Source organism: Solibacillus sp. FSL R5-0449, from assembly GCF_037975215.1.
In the GTDB taxonomy this organism is placed as follows: Bacteria; Bacillota; Bacilli; order Bacillales_A; family Planococcaceae; genus Solibacillus.
The window spans coordinates 1,880,456-1,897,431 of sequence record NZ_CP150239.1 but is presented as its reverse complement, the minus strand read 5'-3'; the positions used below and the strand labels follow the sequence as shown (position 1 = coordinate 1,897,431).

Sequence of the window (16,976 nt, the reverse complement as noted above, 5' to 3'; positions counted from 1 at the left end):
ATACGGGTATAAAGCATAATGGTTGGTTAAAATTTTTATTATCAGTGTTTATTTGTAATGTATTTTAGAGGAGGTTTTATTGTGGCAGAGAACAAAGACAAAAATGTTGGGAAAAAAGAAGATGGGGAACGTGAAGTTCTAACTACCCGTCAAGGACACCCTGTAAGAGACAACCAGAATATCCGTACAGTGGGTAACCGAGGACCAGCAACTTTAGAAAATTACCACTTCATTGAAAAAATTTCACATTTCGACCGTGAAGAAGTACCTGAACGTGTAGTGCATGCACGTGGTACAGGTGCTTTCGGTTATTTTGAAACTTACGGTAAGGTTGGAGATGAGCCGGTTGAAAAATATACCCGCGCTAAAGTCTTTTCTGGTGCCGGAAAACAAACGCCTCTTATGGTGCGTTTCTCTACAGTGGCAGGTGCAAAGGATTCACCTGAGACTGCACGCGACCCACGCGGTTTTGCGGTAAAAATGTATACGGAAGATGGTAACTGGGATCTTGTAGGGAACAATTTAAAGATTTTCTTTATTCGTGATGCGATGAAGTTCCCTGATATGATTCACGCATTTAAAGCAGATCCGGCTTCCAACGTACCGAATCCTCAACGTATGTTTGACTTTGTTTCACGTTCACCGGAAGCGACGCATATGATTACATTCCTGTTTTCACCTTGGGGTATCCCGGCGACATACCGCCATATGCAGGGATCAGGTGTTAACACATATAAATGGGTCAATGAAGAAGGGAAAGCTGTACTTGTGAAGTATCACTGGGAGCCAAAACAGGGCATCCGCAATTTGACACAAGAAGAGGCAAACTCCATTCAGGCGACAAACGTAGGACATGCTACTCAGGACTTATATGAAGCAATTGAACGTGGAGAGTATCCAGAGTGGGAGCTATTCGTCCAAATTATGGAGGACGACTATCATCCGGAACTGGACTTTGATCCGCTTGATGATACAAAACTTTGGCCGGAAGATAAGTTCCCTTGGCTGCCTGTAGGTCGTATGGTACTTAACCGCAATCCGGAAGACTTCCATGCAGAAATTGAGCAGGCTGCATTCGGTACGGGTGTTCTAGTAGACGGAATGGATTTCTCAGATGACAAAATGCTTCAAGGTCGTACGTTCTCTTACTCAGATACACAGCGTTACCGTGTCGGCGCAAACTATTTGAAATTGCCAGTTAACGCACCAAAAGTACCGGTTCGTACAAACCAGCATCGTGGTCAGATGGATACTCGTGATCCGAAAGAATCCGGTGAAAACCCACATATCAATTATGAACCGTCAATGATTGGTGGCTACCGTGACGGAGGGGATAAAGCATATCCGCCACATCAGCCGTCTTATAATGCGGCATTAATGAGTGAGCCTATTGACCGCCCGAATAACTATGGTCAAGCAGGGGAAACATACCGCAGCTTTGAAGACTGGGAACGTGATGAACTCATTAATAACTTATCGGATGCTCTTGCAATTTGTGACCCGCGCATTCAGGAAGTGATGTACAATCACTTTACACAGGCTGACGAAGATTACGGCCGCCGTGTGAAGGAAGCGACTGAAAAGAAAATGAAAGAAATCGAAAAGATGGCTAAGGAAGGTAAATTACCAGGCCGGGAATCAGGCATTTCTAAATATGGTCAAGGCACGATCGCTGCAAATGAAGCTACAAAAGATGCAGTAAAGAAGAGCCATGAGGCAGACCCTTATTAATGATTAAATAATCACTTTGATGATTTTTACACACCCAAAAGCAAAAATTTAACCAAAAAAATGAATTAGGTAAAATTAAAAGGCTTAAGTTTGGTATCCCACCAGGCTTAAGTCTTTTAACTTGCTCTTAATCAGCAGAAGTGAAAAGGAGGAGCATGCTGGTGGGGATCTCTCAATAGTAGGGGGAAAGTGTGAAATTGAGTTGATAAATACTGTACTTAAAAAGTGAATATATATTACAATTTATAGATGGTAATATTAGGATATTAAAGTTGATTATCAAACTCGTTTAGAAGGAAGTGGATTTTAGTTGGATAGCATAATATTTGATCTAGATGGAACTCTCTGGGATCCAATTGACACAGTACTTAGTGCTTGGAACAGCGTAATAAGAAACAATAAACAAATAATCAATGAATTAACTAGGGAAGACTTTGAAGGTACGATGGGATTACAGATGAATGAAATAAGTAGAAAGCTCTTTCCTGCTTTAAGTTATACGGAACGGCACAACTAGTAAATGCTTGTTGCGAATTAGAACAATCTTTCATAGAAAAATATGGCGGGGTCCTCTATCCAAATGTAGAGAATGTCCTAAAAGAGCTTTCTCAAAAGTATAAACTATATATTGTTAGTAACTGCCAAGATGGCTACATAGAATCATTTTACAAATATCATAAACTTGAAAAGTATTTTTTGGATTTTGAAAGCCACGGAAGAACTGCCATGTCAAAAGGTGAAAATATTAAATTAGTGATTGATAGAAACAACTTATTAAATCAGGTTTATGTAGGTGACACGGAAGGGGATTTAAATGCAGCCAGATATGCTAAAATTCCATTTATATTTGCTAAATACGGATTTGGGCAAGTAAGTCAATATGATAATGAAATTGAAAGTTTGGATGAACTTTTAAGTATTTTCTAGTGAAAGTATTCAAAATTTTAAGCTGTTGTAGATTTTGGTTTTAGATGCATGAACATACATAAAATTTCTGCGGCACATAAGTGAAATCTTGTTAACCCTTATACTTACAGCAGTGCAATAATTATCAAAAAAATCTTTTTTCCCTTCCGTATACTTAGTCTTGAGGTGAGCAGTTATGTATAGTGAAATCGTCCAAAAAATTGTGGATACATTAGAGGAGAACCTATTAACAACGTGGCAGTTGGAGGATTATGCAGAAAAGATCGGTTATTCGAAATTTTATTTGACGCGGCAGTTTAAAAAAGAAACTAGTTTGACGATTGGCGAGTATATTCGGAAAAGACGCCTTGCCATATCTGCTTTTCTGTTGCTCCATACGGACTACACAATCCTTGATATTTCGTTTGAATGTCAATTTCAATCACAAGAAGCTTTTACACGTGCTTTTAAAGAGCTATACAGAATGCCACCCGGAAAATATCGTAATATGATGCGTTCTTTATACCAAAAGGAGGAAAATGAAATGGATACAGTAAATGAAGTAAAGGGTTGGTTTTTAACAGGGACAAATCCATCGCTTTATGGGATGAAAGCAGATCATGAAATATTCCATACGGGCTCAAAATCTGGTTATCTTAGATCTAATGGACCTGTTGAAGAAGGTCAATTTGGAACAATGATGCAAACATTTTCAGCTAAAAAATGGGTTGGTAAACGAATGAAAATGTCATGTTTTATTAAAACAAAAAATGTTATAAAGTGCGGTGCCTGGTGTCGAATTGATTCAAAAAATGGTGATTTACTGCAATTTGATAATATGGACAACCGTTCGATTCATGGAACAACAGATTGGAATTATTATTCAATTGTATTAGATGTACTAGAAGAAAGCGCCTCAATACATTTTGGCCTTTTACTAACAGGATCTGGAGAAGCCTGGATTGATGGGATTTCCTTTGAGGAAGTGGATAAATCGGTATCGTCTACTAATATAGCAGGCTCTGCTGGTGAATTACCGCTGGAGCCAGTGAATTTAGGTTTTGAGGATTTATGATACTGCTCGATTTACTATTTGATATTGTTTTTAATATTTATACGTCATTAGGCTTTGGATCAAAGGAATATAAAATTGAATCCAAGATGGAAAAAATTAAAGGTGACCATCCACAAGCCTATGAAATCTATGTGCAAAACCAAGTTCTATTTGAAACAGATGCAGAGCTAAGTAGAAAGATTTTGGAGTTAAATGTGAAAAGCAAATTGGCGGTCAACAACACCGTCAAAGAGATTTACGCACGTTTTGCGGTAACAGCTTAGCAATAATTAGAAACGATTTTCAACAATCGGGAGCTTTCCTGGATAAGGAAATGCTCTTTTGTGCGTTTCAGGGCGCAATTTAGCATTAATAATTGGCAGTATGTTCTTATCAGTAGGTATAAACCTGTTTTTAGTAACACATAAAATAATTTGATGGAGGAACACTTGGCTATTTAACGCCTGTGGAATTCAAGCTACAGCTCCTTTAATTTTTGTCCAGTTTAGTGTTCACATACCACATACTTCATACAGCAGAAGATTGCTACTTAGTCATTGATGAACAAGTGAGAAACTGGAAAAATGATCCGCAGATGAACAAATATTTAAGACCGATCACCTTATTCCGACCAGGAAATTTTGAAAGCTATTTAAACGATGCGCTTACAAGACAGCAGGAAAATAATCTTGATTTTGAACCTGTCATACTCGATTTTGATGAAGGTGAATGCTATTGATTAAAAAAGAGTTTCTGGAGCAGAGTATTTTAGCGACGATGTTTGAGGAAAACTATTTGATTATGATAGCCAGCTGAAGCCTTGATTTGCCTGCGCAACTCAACTGCAATGTTGAAGCGCGTAGCAATTTTATAAAAGTTCTTCGATTTAGTTGCCAAATCAGCTATTAACATGACAATTTGGTCATATAGGGAATGTTTGTTGGATAATTATTTTTTATAAATCGATAGTGCAGCGGGAATAAGCATTGTATAATAATGGTTTAAAGTGAACTAGGAGGAGCTAGGTTGGTATTTTTAATTTTCATCATTATTGCACTTTTTATTATTGAACCTCGTTGGTATAATAATATGAATATTTTAGCAATTATTTTGTTAATCAATTTGCTTTATTACACGGAAAAAATATTCTTTAATCAAGATTTTAGCGAGCAGGTTGTCAACATTACAGGTTATGTATTTGTTTTTGCCTTCATTCCGCTTGTTATGGCGTCGATGTCCGTTTTAACTTATTTTAATAGTAAAGTTTTACTCGAAAAGGAAGGGCGCAAAAAGTCGAATTTATTTATTGGTTTGATTGGTGTTACAGTTAATATTGTACTAGTCTACTATATTTATTCGATGTATCCGGGCACCGGCAATAAGTATAGCGAAGCCGGATTTTTCTATGTGTTTGGCCTTTTTGTTTACTTTACCATGATGTATTCAGCTACAGCGATTTACTTAGTTCTTTATAATTGGCGGCCGATTGTTTATAGACCAGATTACATAATTATTCTGGGATCTGGCTTAATTGGTGACCAAGTACCGCCGCTCCTTGCAAGCCGAATTGTAAAGGGTGTCCAGCAATATAAAAAATACGGTGGATATCCTTTAATCATTACATCAGGGGGCCAAGGAAGTGACGAGAAAGTAGCCGAAAGCTATGCAATGAAGCAATATATTCATAAGCATTATCCTGATATTCCAGATGAGGCAGTCGTCATTGATGACCAATCGACAACAACATATGAGAATATGCTTTTCTCGAAAAAAATTATTATGAAACGATTTGGCGCGAAAGCACGGGGAATATTTGTATCGAATAACTATCATATTTTGCGCGCTAGTTACTATGCAAAACGAGCAAAGTTAAGAGCAAATGGAGTAGGCTCAAAAACGGCTTTTTACTATGTGCCCAATGCATTTACACGAGAATTTATAGGTTTACTTGAAATGTTTAAGTGGCGGCATATAGCTCTTATCCCTATGTTCACTATTTTTTCTTTTTTAGTATTCCGTACAATGTAATAATGCAAAGAAAACGACAAAGGCTGAATTTACAATTTGTTGTTTTTGGGATGTGATTCTCCTGGTCAGGGGAATCTTTTTTTATTGGAGTGACTGAGTTAGAAGAATATAAACTAAGATTGACACTTTATACTTGTGGTAAAGAAAAAGCTATAGCGCTTACATAATTTCTGGTTTTTGCTTTTGGGTATTCCATTAAATATTCCCATTTTAATATTCTATAAAAGAAGAATTAACCTTAAGTTAAGGGAAAAATATACAATTCCAGTATTTAGTAATATAAAAGTTTTTTGGACAAAAGGATTTAGAACATTTATACTGTTTTTTGTTGCTTTTATATTGAATTAATATTAATAACTATAGATTTTATACTGATTATTAATTGAAAGATAAGTACTTAATGTTATTCTAGTGTTTTTCATTGTTACAAAGAAGAGAGCAATTAATTGAAATTGCCCTTATTTCATCAGTTGGTGGGATGAGCTAAAGCAAAAAGTAAGGAGGATTGTTATTGATATGAGACGTTTTAAATTAAGGCTCATCATGGTGTTATCTATCGTATTAGTCATATTCTTTATTGGAATAACTATGTATACTTCCTATATAAAAATTGGAGATACTGTCGAAGAGGCGATTGCTAACCAGAGTCTTGAATCTGCCAAATCCATTGCTAAGGCAATTGATCTGGAAACATATGAGCGATTTTTAAAAGAACGGAATCGTGATGAAGACTATTGGACAATACGGGATTATTTAAATGATGCCCGAGAAAAGCTAGGTGTATTATACGTCTATACAGTGGAAATAAACAATCCTACTGTTTCGACAACTTTGATTGTAGGTTATCCTGAAAACAAGGATGATCCAAATGATTTTCCAATAGGTGAAGATTGTACTGTACCAGAGGCTCAAGTGAAACTAGCATACGAAGAAGGAAAGCAATTTGTAACAGGAGTTTTAGATGATATGAAATATGGTCCACATTATATAACGGTGGGGACTCCTATTATAAATGAAAAAGGGGAAATCATCAGCTACCTTACTATAGATATTAGTACGGATACACTTGACGGGATTAAAAAAACAGTTATTAAAAGTAATATTTCTTTATTAGTACTTAGCGGATTTTTTGTGATTATCTTTATTATTTCTTTCTTACTTTTACAAAAGTGGTATCAAAAAGAAGTTGGATCTACGGAATCTACATATCAAAAGGAAATTAAAACATTAATTGCTTCTGTTTCGTCATTAAGACACGATTACGTTAATCATATTCAAGTTTTACATGGGTTTCTCCATATGGGTGAGGTAGATCAAGCGAAAAAGTATGTTGATTATTTGTCTAAAGACATACAGATAATTGAATCCATTAAATTGAATCTTGATCACCCGGGGTTAGCAATATTGCTGCAAACAAAAAAATTAACATGTCAAAATCAACAAATTGATATGCAGATAACTGTTGATGATAATCCATTTGATCACATAAAAACGATTGATTTAATCAATATCTTATCGAATATAATTGATAATGCGATAGAAGCGACAATGGAGTTACCAGAGGAACTTCGTAAAATTTCAGTTAGCTGTAAAGCAGACGAGTTGAATTATACGTTTACGATTACAAACGTTGGACGAAAGCTGCCTGATGTAAATCATGTTTTTAAACAAGGTTATTCAACGAAAAAAGTAGAGAATGGAAGAGTTAGAGGACAAGGTCTGTTTATTGTGAAAGAAACAATTAATAAATATAATGGATCGATTACGCTTGAGGCAATAAACGAAAAAGAGACAAGAGCGATTGTGAAAATTCCTATTAAGTAAATAGAAAAAGGTTATGGTACTAATTCAAGTAATGTACTATAGCCTTTTTAAGTGGTGTTTATCGCACGTCGTATAATGAAACATAGGGAACGAACAAAACCTTCGAAGTGATAGTACATCATCATTTCGAAGGTTTTTTAGCTGTAGCGATTTGAAGGTTATCAAGAAGCTGTTTTGGAGATAATTTTCCTTAGGCTCAAAGCTAATATAGCAATTAAGAAGAGTGAAAAAAGTCCAGCCCAAATGCTATCTTCCCCAAACAAAGAAACTAATAAGACATCAAATGAGAGACCCATTGTTTTTGAAAATGGAAAGAAAAGACCTATAAGAAAACCGAAAACACAGGTTAAAAACAATTTATTATTCCTTTTATTCAAGATAATTGCCTCCTTGTATACAGTTACATTCAATATCGTTAAATAAAAGCAAAAAAAAAATAATTCTGCGGACAAATTGAGGACAAAAGAGTAAACAAGTGGTTTGTGTAACATTTTTTTGTTTCTCTGTAATAACTGTATTAACTGTATTATAAGTTTTATACCTATATTTTTAATGAGCTCGTAATGTGCATGTGTTTTCGGGTGTAAGTTCTGAACTTCGTAGGCAAGATGGGAATTAGCCAAAACAAGTGTGCCCGCGAATTCCTCAGTATATTATTTGGTAACATTTTACATTGTATAGTAAGATGATTTAAGAATACATATATTTATAAAACTTTTGGAGGTAGGCTATGAATGATGTTGTGAATAATCAAAAAGAAAAATATAAAGATTGGGTGACGGAAAACTTAGGGGAAAAAACAGGGGTTTGGTACGCACCATATCTTGAAAAACTTGGACAACTGTTAGAAAAGTTCGGATTAGCTATCGGTTATAAAGGAAATTTCTTTGAGTATCAATCTTACTCAGAATTTAAAGATATTTATCAACAAATGACAGAACAAAATGATGAGGATATTGAGAAATTTGTGATGGGTAGAGGTACGCCTCACTATCCTGAAAAGTTTGGTACAACAAGAATTCAATTTAGACAAAATTATGCGGAAGATGAATATAATCGAGGCGTAAGAAGTAAACCGGATAATTTAGGTGGGATACCTGACTGGGGTGTTTTAATTCGCTCGTATTTAATATTTTTATATTATGCTGAAAATCCTACGTTAATTTATCCTAAAAAAGAGAAGAAAATTGCGAATCAAGAAGATGAAATTGATAAAGGCGTTAATTATTGGTTGATTTCACCGGGTGAAAACTCTAGATTATGGGAGCAGTTTCACAACGATAATGTAATTGCCATTGGTTGGGACTATTTAGGTGATATAAAGAACTATAGTTTAAAAGAAGCTGTTGAACGAAGAATATCAGAGCAAAGAGCAGATGGAGTGCGGCCTGTTCATGATACAAAGGCTGTGTGGGATTTCTATAGCGACATTAAAATAGGCGACATCATATATGTGAAAGAGGGAATAAAAAAAATTCTCGCACGCGGAGTTGTTACGGGAGATTACTACTTCGATTATGAAGCATCAGAGTATAAACATAGAAGAACAGTAAAGTGGCTTCAAGTCGGAAAGTGGGAGCTACATCAGACTTTTGCTCAAAAAACATTAACATGTTTAAATAATTATCCAAATTTTATTCAAGAAATAGACAAAGTAATGAATGAAGATTTTATTGATCCAAAAATTGCTGAAGTAAATGAGTTTCAAACTTGGTTATCCAATCAAATTACAGATACAGGAGCTAGCTTAAACGATAAAACAGTTAAGCAAAAAGTAAATGCATTAAAGGAAATAGAACGCCATTTTGAAGCTGCCATTTTTGGTGAATCAGATATTGAGCAACTGAAACTGTTAAAAGATATCGTTTTATCAGATGATTCCTACAAAAAATATAAAGGCGTTTCAGGCAGTTCAATTGATTACTACATTCGTTTTATTGAATCTAAACCTACTGTACAAGAAAATGAAAATTTTACAATGGATGATTTTCTTTCGGCTGTATTTATTGATAAGAAGGAGCTTGTACGTCTAATTTCTCTACTTGAAAATAAGAAGAATCTTATTTTAAAAGGGGCACCAGGAGTAGGTAAAACATTTATTGCTAAACGGTTAGCGTATGTCATGATGGAAGAGAAGGATGAAACTCGTATCCATATGGTTCAGTTCCACCAAAGCTATAGTTATGAAGACTTCATTGAAGGGTTCCGTCCAAAAGCTGAAGGGGATGGATTTGAACTGAAACAAGGTCCGTTTGTGAAGTTTGCTAGAAAAGCAGCACGAGATCCAGAACGAGATTACTTTTTTGTTATTGATGAAATTAATCGCGGGAATATGAGTAAAATATTCGGGGAATTGATGATGCTAATCGAAGCTGATAAGCGAGGTGAGCAAATCAATCTTCTTTATTCTAACGAGAAGTTTTCTGTACCTTCGAATTTATATATCATTGGAATGATGAATACGGCAGATAGAAGTTTAGCTTTATTAGATTATGCACTTAGAAGAAGATTCTCGTTTTTTGAAATTAAACCGGCGTTCCAAAATGAGACATTTAAGTTGTATGTAAATGAATTAAATAATCCAGACGTTTTAAAACGTATCATTGATGAAATCAAAACTTTAAATAATCAAATTGTTGAAGAACTAGGGACAGGCTTTCAAATTGGACATAGCTATTTTGTAGGGGATGCTTATAAAGTAGATGCTACAAATCGAGTAGAGGAAGTTATTGAATATGAAATTATTCCACAGTTATTCGAGTATTGGTTTGATGATGAGCAGAAGGTAAATCATTGGGCTGAGCGACTAAGAGGTTGTTACGATGGAGAGAAATAATAATATTCCTATTCGTAATATATACTATATGCTTTCCTATGCATATCAAACGTTAAGTCTTTCTGAGTATAAACAAATCGGGACAGAAAAGTTTGAGGACGTCAAAGAGCTATACGCAGAAATTTTAATGATTGGTATACCTGTTTTGATTCGCGGAGGATTAAGTAAAGATTATATAAGCATTGAAGAGACTTCCAATGTTATTAAGGGGAAAATTGATATCAATTCCACGATAAAGAAAAATACATTGGTTAATAAGAAAATCTCAGTGGTTTATGATGAATTCTCAGAAAATATATTGTTGAATCAAATTATTAAAGCGACACTCGTTTACCTATCTCGTTCAAATAAAATAAGTCGAAAAATGCGTAGATTGTTTTACGGTTTGCTGGCGTATTTTACAGAGGTATCAGATGTAGAGTTAGATTTGAAGCTATGGAAAAACGTGAGATATAACCGCCAAGATATTCGCTACCAGTTTATTGTAGATGTATGTAGATATCTATATGAGCAATTATTATTTGATGAAAGTTCTACATCTCAACTAATGAAAGAGGTTCAAGATGAACAAAGACTATCAACTTTATATGAAAAGTTCATCTATGAATTTTTCAAACGTGAAACGAAATATAATGTATCTCACCCCCAAATTCATTGGAATGTTGATGATGAATTCACAGATGCTTTACCGATTATGCAAACTGATCTTGTACTTAAGAAAGATAAAATGACTTTGATAGTGGATACTAAATTTTATTCTGAGAATATGGTAGCAAGGTTTAAAGGTGGGGTTGCAAAACAAAAATCTGGTAATCTTTATCAAATATTTACGTATATAAATAATTGGAAAAATGATCCAGGTGAAACGGTAGCAGGTATGTTACTTTATGCGAAAACTACCGCATTAAATCAACCAAATCATATTTATCACATTAAAGGTAATCCAATTTATGTCGTATCTCTAAATTTACAGCAAGATTTTAAAGGTATAAAGAAAGACCTATTAGCATATGCTCATCAATTTTTTGCATTAATGAAGGGGGTAAATCAATGAAAGAAGTTATATCCTTACCAGCTGCACAAACAATGGATTTGATTAAAAAGTATCTAATACACGCCCATCCTCATCCGAGGAAATATAAGGAAGCACAATATATGACGTTCAGAAAAGTCGGTGGTGTTATGGATACATTATACAGTATTGAAAATGAGCTAGTTTTAAAGCCTGAAGAACAAAATATATATGAGCAGATCAGCTTTTTAAACACTGATATTAAAGAGCGACTTCGAGGTTATATAAATGAACGGAAATATACTTTTGGATTTGGTGAAAAGGAAGATTATAAGTTTTATATTCTAAAAATCGAAAAGAATTTGAACCATTTACCAATTCCAAAAGAAGGTAATATGCAGTCCCATACTTATTATACTTATAACGAAATTACCCACGGGAAAAGAGAGATAACAAGAGAATCACAGTTAAAGAAAATTAAGATAATATAAATTTATGAGAGATATAGTTAGACCACTAGAAGTGCAATACAATATTCACATGTTTAGTTTTGAACTCGTCCGTTATCATTTCTCTATTGCTTTTTTAAATAGGAAAAAGCAACGCAAACAGATGCTGATTAAATTAATGAGAATTTCGTTTATTAGGCGTGATAAAGATTGGGGTAAATGTGTAATATTAAATATCTATACAGTAGGCTATTTCCAGTTTAACTTATGAGTACTTGTTTTATTGAACCCATTTTGATAGAATCAATCTAATTAAATGCATTTGCAGGGGGACACAATGTGTTGAGAAGGTAAAACCTGACCCTTAGAACCTGACCGTTAATACGGACGTAGGGAGCAAAGTACATATCTATTTTTCTGTACTTACTATGGCTCCGCGTAATTTACGTGGAGCTTTTCTTATGCAAATACTTTAATTGCAGGGGGACACATTCGTGTTGAGAAGGTTAAAACCTGACCCTTAGAACCTGACAGTTAATACTGACGTAGGGAGCAATTATAGGTGTAGTATACACTTTTTTGGCGTCTCTATATTAATAGAGACGTTTTTTGCACTTACGTCCATCTAAATCCAGCGAGGAGGAAAACGGATAGAGTTTTATGGGAAGTTTGAAAATGGTCTGGTTATTCAAACAACTGACAAAAAATAATTAGGGGGAAATGATGATGAAATTACATGAACAAACCGTTTTAGTTACAGGCGCAAGTAGAGGTGTTGGAGAAGAACTCGTAAAAGCATTTGTCAAAGAGGGAGCTAATGTCGTACTGAATTATTATAAGAGTGAGGAAAAAGCGCAACATTTAGCACAAAGTTTGGGTTCTCAAGTTATCGCTTTACAAGCAGATATCCGCAATCAACAAGAAGTGAAGCAAATGGTTAAAAAGGCAAAAGAGTATTTTCATACCCCGATTACAACCATTGTTAATAATGCATTGATTGATTTTGAATTTAATCCACTCACACAAAAAAATGTGTTTGGGCTTCAATGGACCGATTACAATAAGCAATTTGAAGGAACGATTAAGGGTGCTTTAAATAGTATTCAAGCATGCATTGAGGATATGAAAGAACTGGAATTTGGTCGTATTATTAATATTGGGACAAACTTATTTCAGAATCCGGTAGTAGCTTATCATGAATATACAACAGCTAAAGCAGCATTGCTCGGATTTACACGTAACATGGCGAAAGAGTTAGGGGAGTATGGCGTTACAGTCAATATGATGTCTGGTGGACTATTAAAACAAACGGATGCAAGTAAAGTGACAACAGCAGAAGTATTTCAATTGATTGAAAACATAACCCCTTTACAAAGAGTGGCAACACCAAAAAATTTAGCGGAAGTGGCATTATTCTTTGCATCTCCTTGGGGAAGTGCCATCACTGGGCAGAATTTAGTCGTTGATGGCGGTCTTGTAATGGATTAAGAGCAAACTTATATCTCTCTTTAAGATGAATCCTACTGATAGGCTTACTGGGATATAGAGAAAACCATAATTTTGAAAATATTGATTTACAGTAAGAACAATATATACTACAATGTAAATTATTGAAATACCTGAGTTGTTCAGGAGAGGTTCATAGCTGATACCCTCTATAAAAAACTATGGATACATGTATATTACGCCATGTCCATATTGGATGTGGTTTTTTTTATGCCTCCAATAGTTTGATTAGAGATGTTATAGTTCGCCCTCCTTGGAATACTCCGGTATTAACTTAAGGAGGTTTTTTTTATGTCTGGTCGTCACCAAACAGAAGGATTAGAGGATTTAACATTATTAGGAAATCAAAATGTAAAGTACACATTTGCTTATGCACCAGAAGTATTAGAGTCTGTAGACAATTTACATGTAGACCGTGATTATTTTGTGAAGTTTAACTGCCCGGAGTTTACAAGTCTTTGTCCGATTACGCAGCAACCGGATTTTGCAACGATGTATATTTCATATATTCCTGATAAAAAAATTGTTGAGAGTAAGTCGCTGAAATTGTATTTATTTAGTTTCCGCAACCACGGTGATTTCCACGAAGATTGTGTAAATATTATTATGAATGATTTAATTAAACTTCTAGATCCCCGCTATATTGAAGTATGGGGCAAGTTTACGCCACGAGGAGGTATTTCAATCGATCCATGGTGCAACTACGGCCGTCCAGGTACGAAATATGAAGAAATAGCAAACTATCGTTTAATGAATCATGATTTATATCCTGAAAAAATTGATAATCGATAATTTTTTATTCAAATAGCCTAGAGCGGTTATTAACAACCCTCTATAAAAAAAGATTAACTAGTACTGCCTCTTAGTGCTGTTTTTGGTTTAAGAAAGGGGAGAAAAAGAATGAAACATGAGAAAGCCGTTGTTGTATTTAGTGGCGGGCAAGATAGTACAACTTGTTTGTTTTGGGCTTTAAAAAACTTTAAAGAGGTTGAAGTCGTTACTTTTGATTATGGACAACGGCATGCACTCGAGATTGAGTGTGCGAAACAGATTGCACAGGAGTTGAACGTACGACATCATATTTTAAATATGTCGCTCTTAAATCAATTAGCACCGAATGCTTTGACGCGTGACGATATCGAAATACAAGAAGGCGTGGCAGGCGAGCTCCCCTCTACGTTTGTGCCGGGTCGTAATTTAGTGAATTTTAGCAAGCCAAATTGGCGCGAAGCATATTGTGACAGGTGTATGTGAAACCGATTTTAGTGGCTATCCAGATTGTCGCGATGCCTTTGTGAAATCCTTAAATGTCACATTAAATTTATCGATGGACACATCATTTGTTATTCATACGCCACTCATGTGGATTAATAAAGCCGAGACATGGGCTTTAGCAGATCAGCTAGGTGCGTTTGACTTTGTACGTCACAAAACATTGACATGCTATAACGGAATAATTGCGGATGGATGCGGGGAGTGCCCAGCATGTAAGCTTCGTCTGCAAGGAATGGAAGCTTATGAACAATCGTTAAAATAGGAGGATTTTATGATAAGAGTTTTACTTTATTTAGTATCAATTGTTACGGCAAATGTCGTAACCGCGAGATTTATGCCACTTGAATTCGGGATATTTCTTGTACCGATGGGCTCCTTCTTTATTGGGGCGACATTTATTTTCCGAGACCTTGTTCAAAATAAATATGGCCGCAAAAAAACATACCTCTTTATTTTCCTGGCGTTAGTCTTATCAGCTGTGGTGTCCTTTTCATTAGGAGATACATTAGTCATCGTTGCAGCTTCCGCCTTGTCATTTTTAGTAGCTGAAACGACAGATACAGAAATTTATACACGTTTAAAATTACCGATGGCGTGGCGTGTGTTTTATAGTGGAATTGTAGGCGGCTTGTTAGACTCAGTTATTTTTGTCGTTGTCGGCTTAAGTCCAATGGGCGCAGGCTTTATCCCTTGGGTAGCCGTCCCTGCCGCTATAGTGGGTCAAGTGATTGTAAAAATAGTCATGCAAATGATTGGCGCGGCTTTTTTAGCGCAAGGTTTAGTGTATAAAGAAAAGCGTCTATCTAAAATGTCCGCCTGATTAATGTAATAATATGCTTACGTATTTTTACCGCACTTACATTAGTTAAGCTGAACCGTCCCAGACGTAAATAAGGTTTTGAATAAAGCTTAAAGAACACGAATTATTCATGTTCTTTAAGCTCTTTTGTTATATGCTAACGGTAAGACTTAATGGTTGCAATATTGTTTCTACGACATCTTCTTTTGAGATTTTTTTGGAAGCATATTGCTGCACGTCATTATAACCGGTGAAAGACACTATTTAACCTTTTTACTTGCTATTTATACAGGCATGCATAGAGGAGAAATTTTAGGGTTAAAGTGGGGTGATATTGATTTTGATAAGAAGATGATCCACGTTTTTAGGTCATTAGCGTGCAGATAATGACATTGGCGAATTTTTTACAACGCCACCTAATGTAACACAAAATAATTGGAAAAAATCTTGCGGAAAAATTGCGGACAAAAGGGTAAACAAGTGGTTTGTATTACTCTTTTTTTATTTTTCTGAAGACTATGTAGATAATTGATAAATATTAACTAAAAATGTAAAAATATGTTACTATTATAATTAGTGCAACTACATATTTATAGTGCGGAGGGAAATATGCTCAAAACACCTTTTGGTACATACAATGGGGACAGTTGGGAAGAACATTGTCAAACCTTATTAAAAATGAAATACGAAGTTGATGGTTATCAGGAAATGACTGCGCATACAAATGGCGATTTAGGTATAGAGGGTTTTACAAGAAGTGGAATAGTTTTTCAGTGTTACTGTCCGGACGATGAATATGATTCCGCTAAACTTTATGCTCATCAAAGAGATAAAGTGACAACAGACCTACAAAAACTAAATAAATATAAGCCTCAATTATTAAAGTTCCTTCAAGGTGTCAAAATAAAAAAATGGATTTTTCTTACTCCGAAAATTACTAATAAATCTCTTATTGCTCATTGTCATGAAAAAGCGGTCGAATACCGTAAAGATGAAACTATGAAGGATTTAATAGATGATGATTTTGATGTCCTTGCTCATGATGAGCTATTTTACGGAAAAGAAATTCTTCAGGTAAAACGTATTCTTAATGAAAAGATTAATATTGAAGTATCAGTGCCGGATGAAGCAGAAATTATTAACTGGAAACAGTGCCAGACGTCTTCGATTGCAATATTAGACAGGAAAATCGGGAATCTCTTTGAACATTTGGACCAAGGAATTAAGGAAAGAAAAACTAACAAATATATTGATTTACAGGTGCGAAACTATATAAAGGGACAGGAAATTCTAAACTACATGAAACAGACATATAGTTCTGCATATGAGAAACAAGTGAGAATTAAAAGTTCCATTGCAAGTCATCTGGAAGAAGAGACATTGCTGTCAGATTTAGCTCCAAAAGAGTTGTTAGAAGAAACCATGGTCAAGTATAGGACTGCGTTGATCGGGGAAGATTTCAATGATATTTTTGAATTCTCTGTGTACAATGATTTGTGCCATGAGGCAATCGCAAGCTGGCTTATTGACTGCCCACTGGATTTTGGAGGTTAAAA

Annotated in this window: 17 protein-coding genes, 1 pseudogene and 3 riboswitches; of the genes and pseudogenes, 17 read left to right on the top strand and 1 reads right to left on the bottom strand. The window is 35.1% G+C overall.

The window, feature by feature from the left end; translation table 11 throughout:
• Positions 1-81: 81 nt before the first annotated feature.
• The 8 genes from MKY27_RS09285 (at position 82) to MKY27_RS09250 (ending at position 7,543) form a co-directional block, all read left to right on the top strand.
• The gene (locus MKY27_RS09285; protein WP_339194541.1) at positions 82-1,731 is read left to right on the top strand and encodes a catalase; all 1,650 of its coding nucleotides are present in this window, start codon (positions 82-84) and stop codon (positions 1,729-1,731) included.
• Positions 1,732-2,041: 310 nt separating this feature from the next.
• Complete coding sequence (locus MKY27_RS09280) at positions 2,042-2,248, top strand: HAD hydrolase-like protein (RefSeq protein WP_339194538.1); 207 nt, start codon at positions 2,042-2,044, stop codon at positions 2,246-2,248.
• Positions 2,249-2,280: 32 nt separating this feature from the next.
• Positions 2,281-2,658, top strand: a complete 378-nt coding sequence (locus MKY27_RS09275; RefSeq protein ID WP_339199685.1) for an HAD-IA family hydrolase — start codon at positions 2,281-2,283, stop codon at positions 2,656-2,658.
• A gap of 175 nt (positions 2,659-2,833) precedes the next feature.
• A complete protein-coding gene (locus tag MKY27_RS09270; protein WP_339194536.1) occupies positions 2,834-3,712 on the top strand; it encodes an AraC family transcriptional regulator in 879 nt (292 codons plus the stop codon).
• Positions 3,709-3,975, top strand: a complete 267-nt coding sequence (locus MKY27_RS09265; RefSeq protein ID WP_339194533.1) for a hypothetical protein — start codon at positions 3,709-3,711, stop codon at positions 3,973-3,975. Before MKY27_RS09270 ends, MKY27_RS09265 begins: the two co-directional genes overlap by 4 nt.
• A gap of 212 nt (positions 3,976-4,187) precedes the next feature.
• Entirely contained in the window at positions 4,188-4,430 is a 243-nt protein-coding gene (locus MKY27_RS09260; protein WP_339194531.1) for a conserved phage C-terminal domain-containing protein, read from the top strand.
• Positions 4,431-4,717: 287 nt separating this feature from the next.
• Positions 4,718-5,719 carry a YdcF family protein gene (locus tag MKY27_RS09255; protein WP_339194529.1) on the top strand — a complete coding sequence of 334 codons (1,002 nt, stop codon included), beginning with the start codon at positions 4,718-4,720 and terminating at the stop codon, positions 5,717-5,719.
• A 516-nt stretch (positions 5,720-6,235) separates the two neighbouring features.
• Positions 6,236-7,543, top strand: a complete 1,308-nt coding sequence (locus MKY27_RS09250; protein ID WP_339194526.1) for a Spo0B domain-containing protein — start codon at positions 6,236-6,238, stop codon at positions 7,541-7,543.
• A gap of 161 nt (positions 7,544-7,704) precedes the next feature.
• On the opposite strand, the gene MKY27_RS09245 is transcribed toward MKY27_RS09250, so the two are convergent.
• Positions 7,705-7,920: a hypothetical protein gene (locus MKY27_RS09245; RefSeq protein ID WP_339194523.1), complete on the bottom strand. Its 216-nt coding sequence runs from the start codon at positions 7,918-7,920 to the stop codon at positions 7,705-7,707.
• Between the two features lie 353 nt (positions 7,921-8,273).
• On the opposite strand from MKY27_RS09245, the gene MKY27_RS09240 reads away from it, so the two are divergent.
• The 9 genes and pseudogenes from MKY27_RS09240 (at position 8,274) to MKY27_RS09200 (ending at position 16,974) form a co-directional block, all read left to right on the top strand.
• Entirely contained in the window at positions 8,274-10,379 is a 2,106-nt protein-coding gene (locus MKY27_RS09240) for an AAA family ATPase (RefSeq protein ID WP_339194522.1), read from the top strand.
• Positions 10,366-11,433, top strand: a complete 1,068-nt coding sequence (locus MKY27_RS09235) for a restriction endonuclease (protein WP_339194521.1) — start codon at positions 10,366-10,368, stop codon at positions 11,431-11,433. Before MKY27_RS09240 ends, MKY27_RS09235 begins: the two co-directional genes overlap by 14 nt.
• Positions 11,430-11,882: a hypothetical protein gene (locus MKY27_RS09230; RefSeq protein ID WP_339194518.1), complete on the top strand. Its 453-nt coding sequence runs from the start codon at positions 11,430-11,432 to the stop codon at positions 11,880-11,882. The genes MKY27_RS09235 and MKY27_RS09230 overlap by 4 nt, the downstream gene beginning before the upstream one ends.
• A gap of 274 nt (positions 11,883-12,156) precedes the next feature.
• Positions 12,157-12,253: riboswitch (TPP riboswitch) on the top strand.
• A 57-nt stretch (positions 12,254-12,310) separates the two neighbouring features.
• A riboswitch (TPP riboswitch) is annotated at positions 12,311-12,409 on the top strand.
• 157 nt (positions 12,410-12,566) lie between these two features.
• On the top strand, positions 12,567-13,328 hold the full coding sequence (locus MKY27_RS09225; RefSeq protein ID WP_339194517.1) for a 3-oxoacyl-ACP reductase: 762 nt from the start codon (positions 12,567-12,569) through the stop codon (positions 13,326-13,328).
• A gap of 140 nt (positions 13,329-13,468) precedes the next feature.
• Positions 13,469-13,515, top strand: a riboswitch (PreQ1 riboswitch).
• 122 nt (positions 13,516-13,637) lie between these two features.
• On the top strand, positions 13,638-14,138 hold the full coding sequence (queF, locus tag MKY27_RS09220) for a preQ(1) synthase (RefSeq protein ID WP_079527139.1): 501 nt from the start codon (positions 13,638-13,640) through the stop codon (positions 14,136-14,138).
• Positions 14,139-14,246: 108 nt separating this feature from the next.
• A pseudogene (gene queC, locus MKY27_RS09215) lies at positions 14,247-14,883 on the top strand (7-cyano-7-deazaguanine synthase QueC).
• A 12-nt stretch (positions 14,884-14,895) separates the two neighbouring features.
• Positions 14,896-15,441, top strand: a complete 546-nt coding sequence (locus MKY27_RS09210) for a VUT family protein (RefSeq protein ID WP_339199682.1) — start codon at positions 14,896-14,898, stop codon at positions 15,439-15,441.
• A gap of 273 nt (positions 15,442-15,714) precedes the next feature.
• A complete protein-coding gene (locus tag MKY27_RS09205) occupies positions 15,715-15,807 on the top strand; it encodes a hypothetical protein (protein WP_339199679.1) in 93 nt (30 codons plus the stop codon).
• A gap of 222 nt (positions 15,808-16,029) precedes the next feature.
• On the top strand, positions 16,030-16,974 hold the full coding sequence (locus tag MKY27_RS09200; protein WP_339194514.1) for a hypothetical protein: 945 nt from the start codon (positions 16,030-16,032) through the stop codon (positions 16,972-16,974).
• Positions 16,975-16,976 lie beyond the last annotated feature (2 nt).